13 protein-coding genes and 1 pseudogene are annotated in these 15,619 nt (G+C 67.4%); 3 read left to right on the top strand and 11 right to left on the bottom strand.

Annotated elements, in window-relative coordinates:
- Nucleotide 1: 1 nt before the first annotated feature.
- Together ACO1BU_RS22605 and ACO1BU_RS22600 are read right to left on the bottom strand one after the other, a co-directional pair.
- Entirely contained in the window at nucleotides 2-409 is a 408-nt protein-coding gene (locus ACO1BU_RS22605) for a FixH family protein (RefSeq protein ID WP_424138228.1), read from the bottom strand.
- A 180-nt stretch (nucleotides 410-589) separates the two neighbouring features.
- A complete protein-coding gene (locus ACO1BU_RS22600; protein WP_424138227.1) occupies nucleotides 590-1,009 on the bottom strand; it encodes a hypothetical protein in 420 nt (139 codons plus the stop codon).
- A 102-nt stretch (nucleotides 1,010-1,111) separates the two neighbouring features.
- On the opposite strand from ACO1BU_RS22600, the gene ACO1BU_RS22595 reads away from it, so the two are divergent.
- Nucleotides 1,112-1,363, top strand: a complete 252-nt coding sequence (locus tag ACO1BU_RS22595) for an IS66 family transposase (RefSeq protein WP_424138267.1) — start codon at nucleotides 1,112-1,114, stop codon at nucleotides 1,361-1,363.
- Nucleotides 1,364-1,894: 531 nt separating this feature from the next.
- Here the strand turns inward: ACO1BU_RS22595 and ACO1BU_RS22590 are convergent.
- From ACO1BU_RS22590 to ACO1BU_RS22570, 5 genes are all read right to left on the bottom strand, one after another.
- The gene (locus ACO1BU_RS22590; protein ID WP_424138226.1) at nucleotides 1,895-3,004 is read right to left on the bottom strand and encodes a potassium channel family protein; all 1,110 of its coding nucleotides are present in this window, start codon (nucleotides 3,002-3,004) and stop codon (nucleotides 1,895-1,897) included.
- The gene (locus ACO1BU_RS22585; protein WP_424138225.1) at nucleotides 2,992-4,866 is read right to left on the bottom strand and encodes a glycoside hydrolase family 15 protein; all 1,875 of its coding nucleotides are present in this window, start codon (nucleotides 4,864-4,866) and stop codon (nucleotides 2,992-2,994) included. The genes ACO1BU_RS22590 and ACO1BU_RS22585 overlap by 13 nt, the downstream gene beginning before the upstream one ends.
- Before the next feature lie 18 nt (nucleotides 4,867-4,884).
- The gene (locus ACO1BU_RS22580; protein WP_424138224.1) at nucleotides 4,885-5,700 is read right to left on the bottom strand and encodes a glucose 1-dehydrogenase; all 816 of its coding nucleotides are present in this window, start codon (nucleotides 5,698-5,700) and stop codon (nucleotides 4,885-4,887) included.
- Between the two features lie 20 nt (nucleotides 5,701-5,720).
- A complete protein-coding gene (locus ACO1BU_RS22575) occupies nucleotides 5,721-8,360 on the bottom strand; it encodes an NAD-dependent epimerase/dehydratase family protein (RefSeq protein WP_424138223.1) in 2,640 nt (879 codons plus the stop codon).
- Nucleotides 8,361-8,982: 622 nt separating this feature from the next.
- Nucleotides 8,983-9,993, bottom strand: a complete 1,011-nt coding sequence (locus ACO1BU_RS22570; protein WP_424138222.1) for a manganese catalase family protein — start codon at nucleotides 9,991-9,993, stop codon at nucleotides 8,983-8,985.
- 323 nt (nucleotides 9,994-10,316) lie between these two features.
- Between ACO1BU_RS22570 and ACO1BU_RS22565 the strand changes: the two are divergent.
- A pseudogene (locus ACO1BU_RS22565) lies at nucleotides 10,317-10,944 on the top strand (transposase); the annotation flags it as partial.
- Here ACO1BU_RS22565 and ACO1BU_RS22560 read toward each other — a convergent pair.
- The 4 genes from ACO1BU_RS22560 to ACO1BU_RS22550 form a co-directional block, all read right to left on the bottom strand.
- Entirely contained in the window at nucleotides 10,937-12,388 is a 1,452-nt protein-coding gene (locus ACO1BU_RS22560; RefSeq protein ID WP_424138221.1) for a calcium-binding protein, read from the bottom strand. The pseudogene ACO1BU_RS22565 and the gene ACO1BU_RS22560 overlap by 8 nt on opposite strands.
- Nucleotides 12,389-12,830: 442 nt before the next feature.
- Nucleotides 12,831-13,220, bottom strand: coding sequence for a four-helix bundle copper-binding protein (locus tag ACO1BU_RS37755; RefSeq protein ID WP_481133233.1), 390 nt, complete (start codon nucleotides 13,218-13,220; stop codon nucleotides 12,831-12,833).
- 573 nt (nucleotides 13,221-13,793) lie between these two features.
- A complete protein-coding gene (locus ACO1BU_RS22555; protein ID WP_424138220.1) occupies nucleotides 13,794-14,549 on the bottom strand; it encodes an IS3 family transposase in 756 nt (251 codons plus the stop codon).
- Between the two features lie 239 nt (nucleotides 14,550-14,788).
- The gene (locus ACO1BU_RS22550; protein ID WP_424138270.1) at nucleotides 14,789-15,277 is read right to left on the bottom strand and encodes a hypothetical protein; all 489 of its coding nucleotides are present in this window, start codon (nucleotides 15,275-15,277) and stop codon (nucleotides 14,789-14,791) included.
- A gap of 191 nt (nucleotides 15,278-15,468) precedes the next feature.
- On the opposite strand from ACO1BU_RS22550, the gene ACO1BU_RS22545 reads away from it, so the two are divergent.
- The coding region (locus ACO1BU_RS22545) for a type II toxin-antitoxin system prevent-host-death family antitoxin (RefSeq protein WP_424138266.1) at nucleotides 15,469-15,619 on the top strand (151 nt) is incomplete at its 3' end.

Below are 15,619 nucleotides of genomic sequence, written 5' to 3'. Positions count from 1 at the left end.
CTTATCGCGCCGCGCTGAAGGTGACCGTGGCGCGCACGGTCTCCGGCTCACCCTGGACCTTGGCGCTCAGGGTCAGCGCCCAGTTTCCGGCCATGCCCGTGTCGACCTGGAACCGGTAGGAGCCCGGCTGCTGACCCGCCTGCGGGGTGACGTTGCCCGTCATGGTGGGCATGCCCGCGGGCGCCATGTCGGCCCTGGTCTGGAAGATGACGGCGTCCGGCACCGGCCTGCCGTCCGACGCGCGGACGAGACGGACGGTGACGTCCGTCTTGCCTGGCCCGGCGGACCGGGCATTGGCCAGCTCGAAGCGGTAGTCGCTGGCGGCGGAGAAGGCGCCGGGAGCAAGGAAAGCGGTCGCGAGCGCTGTGCTCGTGCCTAGCACTGCAACGCGCAGGAAATTGGAGAGCATCGGTGTATCCCATTCCGTAGGCCGCCCGCGTCCGTGGGCGAGCGGCGGGGTTCGTCCGGAGGAATCCCGCTCGCTTCCGGTCGCAGCCGCAGTGCCGAGGCGGTCGGCCTCAGAGCAATGGGTGCACGGTTGGGCGGGTGTAAGCCGCGGCTCACTCAGAGGGCGCGCACGCAGCTCGGCTCAGACGAAGTGGATAGGGGGACCGATGAAAGGTTCGGGCGAGATGCCCTCAGGGAGGCCAGACATGATCCAGTAGGCTATCCGGTCCCAGACCAAACGCTCGGCCGTGCGCGTGGGAAACGCGGGGAGAGCGACCGTGAAGATGCAGCCCAGGTCAATCACACAGTTGGGCACCTGGTCATTGCACGGAGGCGCCGAGGTGTCATGACACGGCACGGAGGCACCGTCCCGACTGCCCTGGTCAGTCGTCATAGCCATACGCATCGCATCAGCCTTCATGGCCATCTGCGTCGTATCCGCCGTCATGGCTGTACGCGTCGCATCCGCCTTCGCGGATGGCAGATTCTGCACCAGACCAGTACCGAGGAGGGCGCAAATCGTGATGGCAGCGATGACCAGCCTGGCGAGGCGGAGCGACATAGCCGAAATATAGCTCCGAACCGGCATGAAGCAAAGGATCTGCGCATCCCCGACATCGCATGACCAGGTACCGGGCCCACGGCTGACAGGACTGCTGCGGCCCTGAAGGCCTACCGGCGGGAGCCCAGTCGGCGCCGTCGCGCCGAGTTGCGCGCCCGTTTCGACCGGCTGTTCAGGCGGAACACCGGCTTCGTCGTGCTCGACCGATTGCTCGAGCGCCTGTACGCCAACAGGGCGGAGTTGCTGCGCGTGCTAGACCGCCCTGAGATCCCACTGCACACCAATGGATCGGAGAACGACATCCGCGCCCAGGTCACCCGGCGCAAGGTCAGCGGCGGCACCCGCAGCAACTAGGGCCGTGACTGCCGTGACGCCTTCCTCGGTCTTGCCAATACCTGCACCAGGCTCGGCCTTAGCTTCTGGTACTATCTCGGGGCCCGGCTCGGCATCACCGGTCAGCACGCCATCCCGTATCTACCGAACCTGATCCACGAGCGCTGCCAAACCGCATGAACGCCACAGGTTCTGCCCCTCTTACAATCAGCCTTCCTAAGGAAATGATTTGCCAACGAATATATGAACCCCGGTTGAGGATTTTTGACAACTGGGGTGAGCGCTGGAAGTCGGCCGTCTGACCAGACAGGAAGTAGACCCGTGCCGCAGCCCAAAGCCACCATCCATTCGCAGCCGTCGCCCACGGACGCGCAGCAGCAAAATGGCCAGGAGCCTGCCGTGCCCACTCTCGGCAGCCTGCGTGGTCCCCCTACGCCCCTTGGGGACAGACACCCGTGCCCGTCGTGGAGACACCGGATCCGCCGCCCATCGCGCCTCCGGGCGGCAACGGGCACGAGCCCCCCGGGAGGCGGCAGCAGCTCCGGCAGGCTGCTACCGCGTCTCGTCCGGTGCGGCGCCCTCGTCCTCGTGCGGCGCGATCTCCGACCAGCTGTATGCCATGTCGGTCGCGAAGGCGCGGACCTGCGCGTCCCACCAGCGCCGCAGCGCGACGTAAGATTCGGCGTTGGCAGCAACTCCGATGCCGGTCGCTGCCATCCGCCGTATCGCGGCCTCGTAGCGGAGGCGCCAACGGCGCTCATCAGTCTCCAGCGCCGAATGGCCGCCCGCGGCGGCGGCCCCGGAAGGCAGGAAGTCGCGCGCGGTTTCCCGGAGGAGGCGGAGACCGCCGCCCCAGAGGGCCTCGACGGCGGCGGAGGCGGCGAACGCGTGGTGGCGCTTTTTGTCGAGGACGGTGCGGGCGAGGCTTGCCGCGTCGAGCGCTGTCAGGGCGATGCGCGCCATAGCGTAGGCCGGCTCGTTCCGCCGGAAGTAGTGCAGCACCGGATAGGCGTGGTGCGCCTCAAGCAGGGCAAGCAGTTCGGCTGCAAACCGGGAAATCTCCTGCCGAGCCCCCGTGAAGTCGCCGCCCGGTCCGAGCCGCTCGAGGAGTTCGGCGGCGTCGGCCGTCCCCCCCGACTGATGGTGTAGCAGAAGCGCGAAGGCGTTGCGGCGCGCGAGGGCGCCGTAGACGGAGGCGAGATAGGTGAGGCTCAGCGTGAGCACCGAGAAGCCGACCGCGGCCTCTAGCACCGTCAGCAAGCGGAAGAACGCGGTTTGCGGTGCGAGGTCGCCGAGCCCGAGCGTCGTGAGGTTGTAGCCGCTGTAGTAGAGGGCGGTCACGAAGTCGGTTGGCGTCGGCCCGCTGCTGGCCTGGATGCCGGTCCCGAGCCGGGGCCAGACCACGAGCGCGAAGCCGACGGTCAGCAGCGCCACCCAGACCACGACGGTGAGCGCCACAAGGGTCGGCCCGGCGAAGGACAGGACGCGGTTGCGCCTGGCGAGGACGAGGCCTGCCACCCACCGGAAGAGCCGCCACGTGCCCCGGTTCAGCCGCAGCGTCAGCAAGCCGACCCCGCTGCGCGCATAGAGGACGGTGAGGAAGATGTCGGCTAGCGCGAGCGCCACCAACGCCAGGCCGGCCGCCTGGATCAGCCAAGCCATCCCGGCCCCCTTCCTGGGCGGACCATGCGGCGGCTGCCGGTCAGCGCTCCGTCGTCCCGGCCTCGGCCGTCACCGGAGCGCTGGACCGCCGGCTGCGCCGACGCCGAGAGGTTGCGCGCGGTGTTCGCCAGCGCAAGGTGGCTGAAGGCCTGCGGGAAGTTGCCGAGCTGGCGTCCTGCGCGCGGGTCGTACTCCTCGGCCAGCAGCCCGACATCGTTGCGCAGCCCAAGCAGGCGCTCGAACAGCGCCCGCGCCTCGGCGCGGCGGCCGAGCAGGGCCAGCGCGTCGGCGTACCAAAAGCTGCAGGCAAGGAAGGCGCCCTCGCCGGGCGGCAGCCCGTCCCCCGCTTCGGCCGTGTCGTAGCGCAGCACCAGCCCATCGGCCATCAGGCGCCGCCCGACCGCTTCCACCGTGCCGCGCACGCGCGGGTCGCCGGGCGGCAGGAAACCCACCTGCGGGATCAGCAGCAGGCTCGCGTCGAGCGTCTTGGCACCGTAGGACTGGACGAAGCTGTTCAGCTCCGGGTCGAAGCCCCGCCGGCAGACCTCCTCGTGGATAGTCCGCCGCAGCGCGCGCCAGCGATCCACCGGGCCGTCCAGTCCGAACTCCTCCACCCCGCGCACGGCACGGTCGAGGGCCACCCAGGCCATGATCTTCGAGTGGACGAAGTGCCGGCGGTCGCCGCGCACCTCCCAGATGCCCTCGTCTGGCCGGTCCCATACGGCGGCGACCTGCTCGGTCAGCGCCCGCTCCAGCGCCCAGCCTGCCGCGCTCGGGGCGAGCCCCGCGCGCCGCCCCTGGTGCAGCGCATCGGCCACCTCGCCGTAGACGTCGAGCTGGAACTGGGCGTGGGCGGCGTTGCCGACACGCACGGGGAGCGAGCGCTCGTAGCCCGGTAGCCAGCCCAGCTCTCGCTCGCCCAGGTACCGCTCGCCGGCCAAGCCGTACATGATCTGTGTCTGCGAGGGGCTTCCGGCCGCGGCCCGCAGCAGCCATTCGCGCCAGGCCCGCGCCTCCTCGAGGTAGCCCGCGTCGATGAGGGAGATCAGCGCGAGGGTGGCGTCGCGCAGCCAGCAAAAGCGGTAGTCCCAATTGCGCGGCCCGCCGATCCACTCGGGCAGCGAGGTCGTCGGCGCGGCGACTATGCCCCCCGTGGGCGCGTAGGTCAGCGCCTTGAGGGTGATGTGCGAGCGCAGCACCGCCTCGTGCCAGTCGCCGGTGTGCCCGCAGCGCGCGGACCACCCGGTCCAGAACACCTCGGTGTCCGCGAGGGCCGCATCGGGATCTGCGGGCGGGGGCGCAGGCAGGTGGGAGGGGCCGTAGGTGAGCACGAAGGGCACAACCTGTCCCGCCTCCACCGCGAACTCGCCCCGGGTAACCAGATCCTCGCCGTGCAGCGGCACCGGCGTGTGCAGCTCGACCATGTCCGGGCCGGCGACCGCGCGCAGGCCGCCCCCCTCCGGCAGCCGCGTCACCCAGGGCACGTCCGCACCGTAGCCGAAGCGGAGCATTAGCTCGGTGCGCATCGCTACGCGCCCGCGGCGGCCGACGATAAGCCGGATCAGGTCCGAGGCCTGGCCGCGCAGCGGCATAAAGTCGACAAGCGTGACGGCGCCCTCGGTTGTCTCGAATTCTGTTTCAAGAATCAGCGTGCCGGGGCGGTAGCGGCGCGTCACGTGCGGGGCCGGGTCGGACGGGGCGATCAGCCAGCGCCCGTGCTCCGGCCCGCCAAGCAGGGCGGCGAAGCAGGCGGGGCTGTCGAAGCGCGGCCAGCACAGCCAGTCGATCGAGCCGTTGCGCGCCACCAGCGCCGCCGTCTCGCAGTCGCCGATCAGGGCATAATCCTCGATGCGTGCCGCCAAGCCTCATTTCCTCCGCCGTTAGCCGTTGTCGCGGAAGGCGGCGTAGAGGGTCATACCGCCATCCACGTAGAGCGTCGTGCCGACCACGTAGTCCGAGGAGTCGGAGGCGAGCCAGACCGCGGCCTCCGCCACGTCCTGCGGTTCGCCGATGCGGCCATAGGGGATCAGCGCCAGCAGCTTTGCCTCAGCCTCCGCCGTCTCCCATGCCTCGCGGTTGATGGGTGTGCGGATGGCCCCGGGGGAGATCGCGTTCACGCGGATCCGCTTCTCTGCGAGCTCCTGCGCCAGGGTCTTCACGAGCAGCGCCACGCCGCCCTTGGAGGCGGCGTAGTTGGCATGGCCCGCCCAGGGGATCACGTCGTGCACCGAGCTCATGCAGACGATCTTGCCTGCCGCGCGCGAGGGGCCACCGGGCGCCACCTCCTGGGCCTGGAAGGCACGCACGGCTTCCCGTGCGCAGAGGAACTGGCCGGTGAGGTTGACGTCGATCACGTGGTGCCACTGCGCGGCGGTCATTTCCGCGAAGGCCGCGTCCTGCTGGATGCCGGAGTTGGCAACAAGGACGTCGAGCCGGCCGAAGGCGGCGAGGAAGGCGCCGAACATCGCCTGCACCTGCGCCTCGTCCGAGACATCGGCGCCGAGCGCGATTGCCTCACCGCCCTCGCGGTGGATCTCCTCGACGATGGCGTCCGCCGCGTCGCGGCCGGAGCGGTAGTTGATCCCCACCGCAGCGCCGGCCCGTGCAAAGGCGCGGGCGATACCGGCGCCGATGCCGGAGCTCGCCCCGGTGACGATGGCCTTCTGGCCGGACAAGGGCCGATGCGCCTCGGTCATCTCCATCTCTCCCTCGGGCCTTAAACCACGTACCGGTCCCAGCCGGCGTAGTGCTCGTCGGTGCGCGGCCCGCGCGGCAGACTGAGCCCGATCAGCAGCACGCCTGCCGCGACGCTGGCCCAGGCGGCGGCGGGTGAGGCCACGCCCTCCAGGAGCCAGGGCGTGACCAGCAGCCAGGCACCGAACAGGACATTGACGAAGCGCAGCGGCCGGGCGACCTCGGCAGTGGCGATGATCACCACCGTGATCGCGAGCGCACCCACCACGTGGTCGCTGTTGGCCATCGCGCCGGCGTTGCCCAAGATAGCCCGGGTGAACATCAGCCAGAGGCCAACCAGCGCGCTCGCCGCCAGGGTCCAGGGCAGGGTGACACCGCGCACCAGGTCGCGCCAGGCGGTGCCCGGGGTGGCGAGGTCGTCCGCATCGTCGGCCCGGCCGCCCTTCATCGCGTCGCCCATCAGGAAGGTGCGCAGCAGCGGCCGTCCCGTGCAGTGGCTCCAGCGCAGGAACTGGCCCATGGCCACCAACTCGTCGAGCGCGAAAGGGATCATCAGCAGCATCGCCAACGCGGCCAGCAGGCACAGGCTGCACCAGGTGCCGATGACAATCGGCTGGATGATGACGAAGTAGATGCTAACGACGCCGAGGGGGACGACCAGGATGCCGAAGAAGGTGACCATCCAGGGCATGGTGCGCCAGCGCTTGTTGTCCCCCATCGCCGCCATCAGGATTTCGAGGACGTAGGCGATGGCGCCGAGGCCGCCGTCCGGGATCGGCCAGGCCTTGGAGACATCGGAGGTGATGATCGTCTCGGTGCCGTTCAGCCCCTCCTCGCCGGAGAAGAACGGGTCCCAGACCGCCTCGACGTGGCCGAGTTGGTAGGCGGTGAGGTAGCGCGAGATGACGAAGCCGAGCAGCCCCATGGCCAGCACTGGCGTCCGCTGTGCCCAGGTCGAAGGCGAGTAGGTCCAGCCCGGTGGGATGCCGGCCGGATCCATCATCCCCGCCATGCTCATGCCGGGCATCATCGGCACCAGCACGGCGAAGGCAATGACCAAGGAGCCGACCAGCGTGTCGTTGGCGTAGATCGCCGCGCTCGGCGCCCAGAACAGCAGCGGCGCGAAGAGCAGCCAGATGCCGACCGCCGTGTTCGCCCACTGCGCCCAGGCGAAGCGCGCGGAGAGCGAGAGCGCGGCGAAGAGCATGATCAGCAGGCCGCTGATGCCGTCGCTCCAGGCCAGCGCGGCGCTACGCCACTCGATCGAGGGCAGGCCGCGCTCGGCGGTGATGCGCGCGACCGCGGCCGGCACCTCGTCGGCCTGTTCGATGCCAAAGACCAGCGGGCTGCTGAGCAGCCAAGCGCCGAGAGCGATGTTGGTGAAGTGGGCCCACCGCGTCTGCCGGCGCTCGACGTCCATCGTGCCGCCATGGTCCTCCATGGTCCCGTGCCCCATCGCGGCGTGGTCCATGCTTGCGTGGCCCGTGGCAGCGTGATCCGGCACCGAAGCATGGCCCATCGCGGCGTGCACGGAGGCGGTGTCCTCGGTGGGTGCGGCCTCGGACTGTGTGGCGGCCTGATCACGCCGTGCCGGCACCTGCGCGACGACCGCGGGATCGAGCCTGTTCTCGCGGTACCAGCCCGTGGGGTCCGCCCGCAGGGCGCGCACCATGCCGGGTAGCGCCTCGCGCAACCTGCGGCGGGGCGACCAGCCGAGCAGCGCTCGGGCCCGGCCGACGTTGATCTCGTAGTGGTCGTCGGCGTAGTCGATCATCCAGGGCCGGATGAAGCCCTCCTCGCCCAGCACCTCGGTCTGTACCCAGGCGCCGGCTTTGGCGAGCGGCTTCGGGACCTCAGCCGTCGGCCAGGGCTCGTCGTGCAGCGTCTCGCCCACAATGCGCTGGACGTCGTTGTAACCGAGCGTCTCCGGCTCGCCGACCAGCAGTGGCAGCTCGGGCGGCAGGTCACGGCGGCGCTGGACGACGCGCAGCACCGCCTCGGCCAAGTCGTCGAGATGCAGGAAGGCCTGCCCATGCTCGCTCTCGCCTGGGAACACGCGCGAGACCAGCTGGTGCTCGTAGATGCGGGCGATCTGCTGCGCCAGGAAGGCGTTGTGGCAGCGGTCGTCGTAGACGCCGGCGATGCGCAGTAGGACCACCGGAATAGTCCCGTGCTCGGCACGCAGCAGCGCCTCGGTGCGCACTTTTGACTCCGGGTAGGCCCAGCGCGGGTCGAGCGGCGCGTCCTCGGTGATGGGCCGCCCCGGCTCGGTCGGTGCGTGCACGAGCATGGTGCTGGAGAAGACGAACTGCTCCACCTCCAAATCGAGGTCACGCAGGCCGCGCAGCAGCCGCGCGGTGCCCTGCACCGTCACCTTGTTGTAGAGCGGGCTCGGCTCGCCGGAGAGGTCGTAGTAGGCGGCGAGGTGGACGACGGCGGCGATGCGCCCCCCGTGCCTCTCGCGCACCCGCTGCAGCGCCGCGGCGATGCTTTCGTCCGAGGTGAGGTCCGCGTCTACCGCCTCGGCCGGTGGCGGCGGGTGCGGCGGACCGGCGCGGTCGAGTGCCACGACATGGAAACCTGCGCCGGCAAGCCGGGGGATCAGCGCGCCCCCGATAAAACCGCTGCCGCCGGTGAGGAGAACGACGTCTTTCTGGGCCATCCGGTTCACCCCACCCCGCTGCAGCGTTGCAGGTGCGCGTGAGCCACCGTGCGCCACCGGCTGTCGAGAGGCGCGGCGAGCCAATTGCGCTTGGGCCGTGCAGATGTGGCCGACGCGGCCGTCCGGAGGTACGGAAGGCGACAGGCCGTGCGCGTGCTGAGGTTGGCGCGGCGGCAGTGCGGCCAAACGTCAAAGCAGGCCCGTATCTCGGCAAATGGCTGATGCATAGACGGTGTTTTGCTCAGATGGCGCGTTGGTGTTGGCGGACGGAGCGCGAGGCGCCGCTCCGGGTGGGGGGCGGGGGGGGGCCCCGGCCCCCCCCCCCCCCCCCCAACCCCCCAACGCGCATGGCGCCTAGGCATGACCGTGCCCATCCGGCATGGTACCACTCCGATCCAGCTAAGAGGCACAGCTAGTACAGGCGACATAAAGATTAAGCACGGAATTGGCCCAGGAGCCCCGAAACGAAGCTTGATCGCGTGCGCGTGTTGACGCGGTACCTGGGGCTGCAAAAAGCCGATCGCAAAGGCGACCCAGCGAGCAGGAAACGGCAGGGGACCGGCGCGCCGTTCCGTCGCGTTTCGCCGCCCATAGGTCGGGCAAGGGCCGCATCCGGGGCCCGCTACGCCGGCTCGCTGCCTGGCGCGGCGAGGCTGGTCTGCGGGTACTCCGACCATTGCTGCGCGCCCGAGGGCGTCGCTGCCTTCACCTCGCCGCTGCGGATGCGGCTGAGCTCGGCCTCCTTCTTCTGAATCTCCGCCACGGTGTGCGTCGTACCCTCGGGCTTGTGCTCGACCTCGCCCTTGGTCTCCAGTACGTGTTGTTGCGGATCCTCTACGTAGGTCCAGTGCTCGCCCTGGCCCCAGGGACCCTGGCCCTGATTCCAGGGCCCGCGCGCATCCGCGCCATTCGACATGTTGAAGTAGGTGTGGGTGTGACGCGGGTCGCCTTGCAGGACGCCGGGCGGAAAGTTCGGCTGGATGGTGTCCAGCGCGGCCTGGAACATCTGGAAGTGCGCGATCTCGCGCGTCATCAGGAAGCCCAAAGTATCGCGCACGCCCGGGTCGTCTGTGAACTTCATCAGGTATTCGTAGACGATCTTCGCCCGGCTCTCGGCGGCGATGTCGGAACGCAGGTCCACCGTCAGGTCGCCGTTGGCGTTCACATAAGAGCCCTGCCACGGCACGCCCTGGCTATTGGTCAGCGCCGGGCTGCCGCCAGTCATTACGAGGAACTGCGGGTTGAACAGCGCCTCGTGAATCAGCCCCTCCTTCTCGCCCGCGCCGCCGCTCATGAGCTTTGTGATCGGGTTCGCCTCGGCGGCCCCCTTCAGCGCCGAGATAGGCTCGACGCCCGCCGCGTCCTTCAGCTCGCCGTTCACGCCATCGAGCAGCATGGTGATGGTGGCACCGACGATCTCCAGATGAGATAGCTCCTCGGTCGCGATGTCCATCAGCAGGTCGTACTTGTCAGGATAAGGTCGGCGTGCGGCGAAGGCCTGCACGAAATACTGCATCGCTGCCTTCAGCTCGCCATTGCCGCCGCCGAACTGCTCGAGCAGCAGGCGGGCAAAGCGCGGATCGGGACGCGTCACGCGCGCATTGAACTGCAGCTCCTTGGCGTGGTGGAACATCGATCTGCCCTCCCATCTGCAGAACAACCCGGTGCGCCCCGTGCTGCAGACCGGCACGAGCAGACACTGGCCCAGGGGAGTCGGCCCTGTTCCAGATCGACCAACGAAACCAAACGCGGCCCGTTTTGTGTCATTTTATGTCTCCGGCGGAGGCTGCCAGCACTCATCCGCGTTGAAGCTCCTATAGAGGCCAAGCGGCACTAGCCTGCAGGCCGGCACCGGTGGGGCTATCGCCGAAACTGGGTGACGGCGGTGTGAGAAAGGCGGCGTATCGAGTTGGGTGACAAGCCTGCCTGAACCTCCTGAAAGAGCGATACGCCAAGATGAGCAGTACCACTGTCGTCCCCCTGCGGCAGCCGGAGACGATCGACGATCCGCTGACAGCGGTCCTGAGAAGCGGCGCCCGCCGGCTTTTGGCCCAGGCCATCGAGGCCGAGGCGGAGGCCTTCCTGGCCGAGATGAAGGGTGGAGCGGCTGCCGGATGGGCGCGAGCGCCTGGTGCGGCACGGGCATGGCCCAGAGCGTCTGGTGCAGACCGGCATTGGCTCGGTCGCCGTGCGCCGGGTGAAGCTGCGCGACCGCGGCGCCGGCGAGACGGCGGGCGGCGAACGGATCCGCTTCACCTCGGCCCTTCCGCCGCGCTGCGCGCGGCGGAGCCGGAGCTTGGACGCGTTGCTGCCGATCCTTTACCAGCGCGGGGTCTCGATGGGCGACTTCCAGGAAGCGCTTGGGGCCTTGCTGGGCCGCGACGCCCCGAACCTGTCGCCCTCAGCGATCGCGCGGCTGCGGGACGAGTGGGAGGCGGACTATGCGCGCTGGAAGCGGCGCGACCTGTCGGCCCGGCGCTACGTCTACATCCGCGCGGATGGCGTCTACCTGCAGGCCAGGATGGAGTCGCAGGCCGAGTGCATGCTGGTGCTGATCGGGGCGACGCCGGAGGGCTTCAGGCAATCGGACCCGTGGACCCAGGGAAGATGTACCAGGAGCCGAAGTCGTTAACGCCCTCAACGAAGCCGGGTTCTTCGACAAACATAAAGTCGCTCTGTCGTAGGTCGGCTTTCGCGATGCCGGCCAGCAGAATTGAGCCGTCCACCTGATTATCATCATCCACGTTCCAGGCAACAAGGGTACCCTGATCGGTGTCGTGGACGATCACCTGCTCGGGCAAGATGTCGAGGAAGGCGATGTGGTCAAAGGCGCCCTGCGCTAGGCCAGTAGCCTCGAAGTCTGTCATAACGTCGTTGCCGCTCTCCTGCGAGACAATGAAGGCGTCTGCGCCGGACCCGCCGGTGAGCAAATCGTCACCGCGGCCGCCCTCAAGCATTCCGTGGCCAGCGCCCTCGTCGAGCACGTCGTCACCGTCACTGCCCATCAACTCGTCAGCTTGGTCGGCGCCAACGAGGCTGTCCTTTCCCTTGCCGCCGTTCAGGCGGTCCGCACCTGGGCCGCCGTTCAGCATGTCTCTGCCGCCGTCGCCGTACAGGATATCGTCGCCCTCGGCCCCGGAGATCACGTCCCTACCACCACGGCCGAAGACGTTGTCCCAAGCCGCACTGCCGCTGAACGAGTTAGCTTCATTCGAGCCAACAAAGACCGCATACTTGTCGAAGTTGAAGCCCAAACTATCGGTACGGATTGCGCGGTCGGCGGCCTCGTCGAAAGAGGCCCCCGGCGCCCTACCTTCGACTTCGGGCCCCGCCACGCTCGGCGTCGGCCGCTCAGGCGCAGGGCCGTCAGGATCGCGCACACCAGGCGGCAGGTCCGGAGCGTTGGCAAACATAAAGTCGTCTTGCGCAAGGTCCGCCTTGTCGGCGCCCTCGAGCAACACGGAACCGCCCTCCCAGCTGACCCGAACGCCGGTCGCAGTGTCCGCGAAAGCAAGTTCTTCCCACCGCAGATCCATCAGCGCGATGTGATCGAACATCCCAGGGCCAGCGGTGAAGTCCTTGATGATATCATCACCGCTCGTCGGACTGACAACGAAGGCGTCGGGTCCCAAGCCGCCGACAAGCGTGTCGTTGCCTTCTCCGCCATCTACGTTGCTATGGCCAGGACCCTCGTCGAGATAATCGTCCCCCCCACGACCAAGCAAGTTGTCCCCGTCGGCACCGCCGTAGAGTGTGTCGCCGCCTGCTCCGCCGTCCAGCCTGTCCTGACCGTCGTTGCCTGACAGCAGGTCGCTGCCCTCGTCGCCGTAGAGGAGATCGTTCTCCGCGCTGCCGCCCAGCGTGTCGTCTCCGCCGAGGCCCCATGTGTGGTCGAGGGCATTGGTGCCGCCGATGGCGTTGGGCTGTCCGCCGCCAATAGAGACCCTATATTCCCTCTCTCCAGCTCGGAAGTCGAAAGCCAGGCCGACCTGGCCGAGGTACTCGCTGGCAAGATCTGCGGCCTGCATCTCATGCCATTTCCGGGAGTGGCTAACCTTGTGGGACACTGCGCATAACCTCCTTCAATGAACGCTTGATCGGCCGGTATGCCTCTATGGCCGAGGCAACGCGTGCTGGAATTAGGGCAGCAAGACTACGGCGGGTTTAGTTGTTGCACTCGGCGCCGACACTCTCTCTCTCTCTCTCTCTGGCGCGTTGCTCGCCGGCAGAATAATATGGCTTCTTCCTCAGAAGACAGCGCACCTGCACTCGCCGAATGGGGTGGACACATTCAGACGCGGCAGGCCCGCTGTTCTGGATAGACGCCTTGTGCCGCGCAGGATGATCCGCGAGCGTGTCTCGGGAGCACGCCTCCCGCTGGATCAGCGTACCTGAGCCGCTGCTTCGCCAGCGTCGTGTGCCACGGCCGTTACTCCGCCCGAGGGCCATTCTGCGCGGCTAGACGAGCCGTTATCCGGCGATGCTGCTGGCCGCCGCCTGGCACGCCTGCGCACAGCGGGCGCATGACTCGGCACAGATCCGGCAATGCTCATGATGGCTCGCGTGGCGCGCGCATTCCTCACCGCAAAGGCGGCAGGCCATCTCACAAGCCATAAGCATATGCTTTATAACCGCTTCGTTGGAGCCAGTCCGCCGCGTGGCGATAGATCCGGTCGCCGCGCAAACATCGGCGCAGTCCAGGTTGAGACGGATACACTGGGTCAGCTGCTCTACTATCTTCTCGCCGAGGCAGGCATCAGCGCACGAGGTGCATGTTTGCGCACAAGAATAGCACTCTTCGATACAGCGAATGAGCGCGTCATTGGTGCTACCCTGCACATGCGGGTGCGTGCTGATCATGGCTTGTACGTGCATAAGCCTGTCTCCTTCATGTCGTCTGGAGGCGAGTACCAGGCGAGACGCAACAGGTCGCGCTGCTGAGCGCCCGGCAGAGCGGACAACATCTCTTCGGGGAGAGAGTTTACCGCCGATGGAAGCGCGAAGCTTTGGCCCCGGATCAGGACGAGAGTAGACCATGCGCAATATGGTTCAATTATTTGAATTCGTTCGGTATTATGGCAAAACTGCGCAATACTTCTAGGAGCGCCGTAACAAATCGATGTAAACGGTGGGCCGTTGCTCGACGAACCTCTGAGCCAGGTAGGCTGCTCATTCGCAATGACGATTGGTGCTTCCGTGTGACGTACATCCCAGCATTGGTTGCGAAAGTCTCGAGGCCGCAGACAGCATCAAAGCTGTTGCTCTCAGTCGCTGACGGAGATCACATTGCAACCTGCACTGCCGAGCAGGATGCTTACTACTTGGGGGCCACTGGAGCGGTCGATGCGAACCTCGCCAAATTGCACGTCTGTTGATTTGCGTTGAGAGCTGAGCAGGGAGGTGGAGTGAACCCCTGGGGCTGGACACCCTGGGTCAGAACTGAGCCACATGCGGGACCAGTTGGCGTTCAAACTCGTCGGGTGACTGGTAGCCAAGCGCCGAGTGGAGGCGCTTGGCGTTATAGACCTCCTCGATGAACCTTGGCGGACGCTCCGCCACGTCCTGGAACGTCTCGTAGCCGCCGATGTAGATGTCCTCGACCTTCAGTGTCTTCATGAAGCTCTCGGCCTGTGCATTGTGATACGGATTACCGACGGAGCTCATCGAGCCGCGCAGTCCGGCTTTGGCCAGCGCCCGACGATAGGCATCACTCGCATACTGCCCTCCTCGGTCCGTATGAAAGATGCATCCCGAAGGAGGATGGCGGGTCTCCACTGCCGATCGCAGAGCAGCCAGCGCCAAGCACGCGTCCAGGATGGCAGCCAGGTAGCAGAACCCCAGAGCGAGGCGGATGTAAGTGAAGTCGCCGACCCATACCCGGTTCGGCTGCGCAGGCACGACGTTGCGGTACAGCTTCGGGAAGATCGGGCTGTCATGCTTGCTGTTGGTGGTGCGCACATGGCGCCGCCGCGGCTTGATGCCCATGCCCTTCGCCCGCATGACACGTGCAACACGCTTATGGTTGATATGATGGTCGCGGCACCTGAGTTCATGCGTCACTCTGCGGTATCCGTATCCGGGCAGCTCATCCTGCACATTGCCGATGATCTCCTCCAGTTCGCCATCCGTCGGTGCGGCGGATCCTTCCTGCGACCGGTAGTAGTAGGTGCTGCGCGGCAACCCGGTCACTTGGCACCCCCTTCGGATGGAGCAGGCCTGGGGCCGGTGATGATCGATGAGGTCTCGCTGTCGCTCACGAGGCGCAGGCGTGGTGTTTTTTTCTAGGCTGGCAAAGTTGACTGGCATGCCTGCTGTTCGAGATCGGCGAGGTAGGCGCCTGGGTTGCGCCGGAACCGGGTGCGCAGGGTACGTGCCTGGCGTCGCGGCTCGAGTTGGCGGCGGAGGTCACGCCATCGCTCTCGGCTGGCCTAGCCAAGTGTGCGCGATGTGGGTGGATGCAGCCGTGTCGCGGTTGCCGCGATCAACCGGACCTCGCCGCGCAGCACGGCGGCAGGCGAGGCGCCCCGGCGTCCCGTTGCGCGGCGTTCATGGTAGCGCTGGGATGCGAACAACTGCTCGAGGGCGTTGTTGGTGCGCGGCACGTCCGCGACGGTGTAGCAGTGGAACAGTCCGGGCCGGTAGCTGCGGGCGACCTTGCGGAAGTGGTCCACGGCCTGCGCCAGGCGGCCGGCGCGCGCATGGTGGCGGGCCATGGCGGCCAGCAGGCCATCCCAGCGCCGCCGGACCTTGGCGGCGTCCTCTTCCTGGTGGTTGCCCAGGATGTGGGCGGCCTGATGCACCGTCCCGAGTTGATCGCGCAGGACAAGGCAGGGGGTACCGACCCGGCATGCGGCGCGGGCCACGCGGGCGGTGTCCTCGGGCACGGGTGGGATCGGCAGCTGCGGGCGGAGCGACATCGGCGGTCTCCGGACAGGAAACACCTTGCAACGCGGGCTGACCCACCAAGCTGCCGATTTCGCCAACAGTGTCCGGTCGTTTGATGGTTTGCATCACCCCGTGGCTTGATCATGTTAACTGCATTACACATAAAACTTGACTTTATCGAGTAATATGCATTATATGGTATTGCTCAGTAGGAGCATTTCTCATGGCTGAACCGCTCGCCGTGCCTGCGGCCGAGGTGCAGCGCCGCTTCGCGCTCTACCAGGACAAGGCGCTCACCCAGCCCGTGGCCGTCACCAGCCGCGGCCGTCCGCGCGTGGTGATGATCTCGGTCGAGGAGTACGAGCGGCTGCGCC

It is taken from the genome of Roseomonas chloroacetimidivorans, from assembly GCF_049629625.1.
Taxonomy (GTDB): domain Bacteria; phylum Pseudomonadota; class Alphaproteobacteria; order Acetobacterales; family Acetobacteraceae; genus Roseomonas; species Roseomonas chloroacetimidivorans.
This window is presented reverse-complemented; position numbering and strand designations above follow the sequence as displayed.